The sequence below is a fragment of the Leptospira kirschneri serovar Cynopteri str. 3522 CT genome, assembly GCF_000243695.2.
In the GTDB taxonomy this organism is placed as follows: Bacteria; Spirochaetota; Leptospiria; order Leptospirales; family Leptospiraceae; genus Leptospira; species Leptospira kirschneri.
This window is the reverse complement of the sequence record NZ_AHMN02000016.1, coordinates 1-4,790: the sequence shown is the minus strand read 5'-3', so window position 1 is coordinate 4,790 and position 4,790 is coordinate 1. Positions and strand designations below refer to the sequence as shown.

Below are 4,790 nucleotides of genomic sequence, written 5' to 3'. Positions count from 1 at the left end.
AATGTCTCCTCCGTTTCTGTCCTCAGTCCTCTGTCTAGAATTTGCGTTAGCAAATTCGTCTGTCTTCTGTCTTCTAAATGGGTGGTTCCATGTCGTATGGATTTCTTCTTCTCCATCTAATTCCAGAAAGAAAAGCTGTGGAACTTCATGTACAAAAGTCTCTGTTACTCTCTTGTTCTCAAAAGTATTTGTATTCTCGTTCCAAGAACGTACTACATCTCCGATTTTTACGTCTTCAATATTTGTAAACTCATAGTCATTAGAACTAAATTCGTTCGAATTCATTTCAGTAGAATTAACATTTCCGTATATTCTAATATTCTTGTTCTTTAATCTTGTTATTTTGGACCCTGGGGCAAAGCACGTATCTAAGTGAAAAACCCTCTGTTTATCAACCATCTTAGAACCGTCGTTTGCAAATCCAAAACTTTGAGCAATATCACCTACAAGACCGCTCACAAACTTACCAAAGGTTGACGCCGCACTTTTTCCCTCGTTAAAGCGAATCTTCACTCCCGCTTCTTCTCCCGCTCTCGTCACTTGTTCTTTCCAGATCTTGATGCTATCCTCACTCCCGGACATGCTGTTTTTGTAATGATCCCACTTCGCAAGAAGCTTACTCGGATCCGATTTCTCCATGTCGATTCCACCTTTCCCGTCTCTTGGTAACGTTTGGTCGATCTCAGCTTGGGAATACAAGCCCATCTTGATCCCCGTCCCGACCATCGGTTTCAACAATTCCATCTGTTGTTTTTTTAAATTCTCGTGAGAATGTTCTGCGATCAGTCCTTGGTTGAATTCGTTTTGAAAATTTCCGTTGAGCTTCAGATCTTCAAAACCATGTGAGTTTGTATTGTAGCTGATATTGGCTACTGTCGCTCCTTTCAGTCCTTGGATGCTCAAGGAAACCAAGCCATCATTACCAAAATCTAATGTAGCTCCTTGCCCTCTCAGTCTTTGCGGAATCTTGCTCTCTCCGCCGTCGTCGTTGTAGGAAAGCGTTAGGTTCGATTGGCCGGTCTTACTTGCCGATATATTAAAACTTGCATTCGCCCAGCTTTGTCCACCGATATGGTTTTTGTCGTAGCTTGCGTTCGCTGTGTAATCTCCGCTCTTAAAGTTGTAATCAAGTCCAAGTCCTAATCCGCTCGTAAAGTTTGTATTTACGTTCATTCCTAGTCCTGCATCTTGATTATAGCTCAATCCAAAGTTTAAGTTACTCATCTTCATCGCGGCTACTGCAGTTTGCATCGCTTCACCTAACGCAGATGCTTTGGGCGAATTTCTCTCCGCTCTCGCTTCGAGAAACCGCGCTCTACGCTTCAATCTGCAACGCAACATTTCAAATTCTTCGTATATTCCAAAGTAACAATGTTTAAAATCATGTTGCATCGCAGGATTTCCACTTCGATCGCTTTCGCAGTTGTAAATTAAGGTCTTGTTCGTAGTTCTAAAAAATTTGTCTCCGTTCGTTATTTCTAAAAACTGTGCACCACAGGTGCACGGTTTTTCATTGATATGAGTAATAGTTCTCAATTTGGTTTTTTTTGACGAGGTGAAGAGGTCTTTCGTTTCTTTACCAAACTCAAACCATAAGGGCGATCCAATCCGATCGCAATACCAAATTCATACATAAACTTATCCATCATTATATCATGTTTTTCTTTTTGTGTTTTATCAATCCATTCATCTATCTCTTGAAGTTCTGGTTCGCTTAGGTCTTTTAGTTTTCTAGATACTTGTTTCAGCAATGGCTCTTGTTTAAATTCTTTCATTTGGTTCAACACCTTCTTTTCTATTATCAGAAACATTCTTTAGAGTTTTCTTTTTTACTAATATTCTAATATTTTTCTCTTTATTTTAAAATCTTTTTTTTAAACAAAACATAACTCAAACCCGCTTTTTTTGGGGTTCACAAAATTCTTACTTCGGAAGATATGGCAAGGAATCCTTGATACTTTCCAAATCTTCTGGAAACACTTGAACTTTTACTAATGCTTCACGCTCTGGATCAAAGTAAATGCACGATACCTTTGGATTCCAAACTACTTCCACATACATCTTCTGGCCAGTTGTTCGGTCTTTCACCGCCTCACCCAACACAAAACCTTTCTTCATTTCATTACCCTCGTTCTCTTAATAAATTTCAAGAAGGTATATCTTGAGATTCCCACTTTCTAAAACACGCTCTCTCTCGTTTAAAACTCTTTCAGATCCTTTAGAGTTTTCTTTTTTATTAATATTCTAATATTTTTTCTCTTTATTTTAAAATCACTGTTCTTAATATTTCCCAAATCCATTATTAAGCAAAACACAACTTAAACCCGCTTCTTTAAAAAAGCGGGCCTTTTTTTGGAGTTAGTCATACTACTTTCATGGTTTCATCAGTTCTCTTTGGTAATATTTCTCGCCCAAGTTGTTTGATATTTCATCGATGCAGGTTTTTGAATCCTCTCCGTTTCCTTTCGATTCATAGATTTCCAGAATTTCAGTCGCAACGATAATGTTATCATGATATACTTTTTTTCGATCTACTTTGAACTGGCTCCGTATCTTGTCATACGATTGGATCGGAACCTTCAAATAACCTTCTTTAAACGGAATTTCTGCTTCTTGGGAAGAAACCAATTTTAAGTTTTTGAATATCTTCCCTCCTCGCGGACCACCTTCCAGTTCTTCTGGGATCAAAAAGTAAAAACGTACTTTTTTAGGAAAGGAAATCTGAGTAAATAGCTTGTTAATAAAATTGTCTTTTGTTATAAAAGATAACTGAAAGTAAATATTTTTTTCTTCTAAAGTAATCGGAGAAAGTATAATCTCCCCAATTCCTTTGTTCTTGGACAAATCAAAGCAAGCTGAATGCATTTCATTGTATTGAATACCATAAGGGGCAGATTTTCCGCAAGTTGACTCCGCCCATTCTTTGAGTTTTACAAAATCCTTTGGCTTTGTTGCATTAGAATATTTTGATGCAATTTTTGGATGTTTGAAAAAACTACTGGCCCAATCCACAGCATCGCCGGGCGTACCGGAAAAGATGTCATACCAAGTCCCTTTGATTACATCTCCTTCCTTCATCTTCGGGATTTTGTACAACTCAGGGTTTCCATCTTTGCCAATACAATCACTGATTGAATACTTGTCTTCTTGCGCAGAAAGCGAAACGCTCGTAGTCAAAAGGAACAATACAAAAAACGAATATACAAACTTCATACTAATCTCCTATTTCTTCTTCCTTAAAGTATATCCATATCCAAGCGAAAATTTGTCAAATGGGTAATGCACGTATTGTCCTGATGTCACCGATGCTTTGTTGTAATTTTTCATCGCATCTCCCCAGGAATCATGTACTATATATCCTTTTGAATCATATCCTACAATTGTCACTACGTGACCGGAACCGGTAAAATCTCCTCCCGCTACAACAGCGTTTCCATGTTTAATCTGATCAATGATCCAAGGTTTCACTTTATCCAAGGAACTTTTGGCTCGAGCTTCAAGTTTGTTATTGTGCCCTCTCATCTCTTGCTCTAAGGCGAAATCAGAATCAAAGTCCTCACGCTTTGGTATCGTTGGCTTCTTCACATCATTGTAAATAGATCCCTTTTGTGGAATTTCAAAACCAAAATGAGACAATGCCTTCTCAGATATTTTCTCAATGGTGATTCCACTCGGTTTGATTCCATCCGGGTTCTTTTTGTTTGCAAGCGTTACACCGTATTCTTGGATCTCTCTCGCTATCATTATCTGAGAACGGCCAAAATCATGAACTTGGGCATCCGTCATCTTAAATCCAAGTCCACGCATTACAGTTCCAGGCGCCGCTGAATTACAAATCCCTGATTGATCTAAGTGATCTCCCGATTTCGGTAATTCATATATTATCTTTTTATTATTTGCTGTTAAATCCTGGTAATACGTTTCTCTTTGCGTCGATGCAGTATATCCAAGCAACACTCGACCGCCGTCTGTTGTATTGATATAACTACGACTTTCCCCATCTACGTTAACTGTATGTGTCTTCGTTTTACCATTCCCATCTTTTTCAAAGTTGTAACCTCGTTCATTTGCAAACTTGTCCGTGTAATCTACATGGAACCTAACCGAATTTGGATCACTCGGGTTCAAATGGGGTAAGTTACCTGCAAAGTCCACATTACCTTTCCAGTTTAAGTATTTGTCATATACTTTCACGTCTTTGTAATATTCTCCCTCTCTTTGAACTTGTCTAAGTTGGATGTCTTTACCGTCAGAAGTTGGCTCTATATACAATCTGTCGTTTTTGTGATATTGATTACTTGCAGATTCGTAATAAACGGGTTGATATTTGTCCTTAATTGGCTTTCCTTTTTTGTCAAGAATCGGCTCGCCTCCCTTTTTTACCCAGGTCGAACCCTCAAAGTCAAAACTCTCTCTTTCCGTTGCCTGTGCTATTCTGTCAGTTATTGACGTTTTAACTTTTGCTAATGTATCCCGCATTCTCTGATCGTAGTTATGAACTACATAACCGATTCCGAATGTATCCCCGCCGACTACGTATGTATGATTATCTTCTACTTCTAAGTTGTAAACTTTAGTGGGTTCTGTGTTGTAATAGTAGATTCCTGTTACAGTTCCCCAACTTCCGTCGGATCTTAATACTTGATCTCTTAAACGTAAGTCTTCTACCTTCACCCATTCAGAAGACTGAACCTCGCTTGAAGATTCATCATTTTTTTCTAATGCAACGTTTCTTGAATGTTTCTCCGTTCCAACAGAATGTTGTTCAAATTCTCTTCGAATCCTTCCAT

The 4,790-nt window shown here is 38.4% G+C and carries 5 protein-coding genes; all 5 read right to left on the bottom strand.

The window, feature by feature from the left end:
• Window positions 1-1,536 (bottom strand): TIGR04388 family protein (locus LEP1GSC049_RS2000000228570; protein ID WP_025186093.1); only part of this gene is annotated, 1,536 nt, incomplete at its 3' end.
• The gene (locus LEP1GSC049_RS209800) at window positions 1,533-1,775 is read right to left on the bottom strand and encodes a hypothetical protein (RefSeq protein WP_016561119.1); all 243 of its coding nucleotides are present in this window, start codon (window positions 1,773-1,775) and stop codon (window positions 1,533-1,535) included. The genes LEP1GSC049_RS2000000228570 and LEP1GSC049_RS209800, both read right to left, overlap by 4 nt.
• Before the next feature lie 148 nt (window positions 1,776-1,923).
• Window positions 1,924-2,118, bottom strand: coding sequence for a hypothetical protein (locus LEP1GSC049_RS209805; RefSeq protein WP_016561117.1), 195 nt, complete (start codon window positions 2,116-2,118; stop codon window positions 1,924-1,926).
• A 255-nt stretch (window positions 2,119-2,373) separates the two neighbouring features.
• Window positions 2,374-3,213: a hypothetical protein gene (locus LEP1GSC049_RS209810; RefSeq protein WP_016561120.1), complete on the bottom strand. Its 840-nt coding sequence runs from the start codon at window positions 3,211-3,213 to the stop codon at window positions 2,374-2,376.
• A gap of 9 nt (window positions 3,214-3,222) precedes the next feature.
• Window positions 3,223-4,790: polymorphic toxin-type HINT domain-containing protein (locus LEP1GSC049_RS0207175; protein ID WP_016561116.1), on the bottom strand; the 1,568-nt coding region annotated here is incomplete at its 5' end.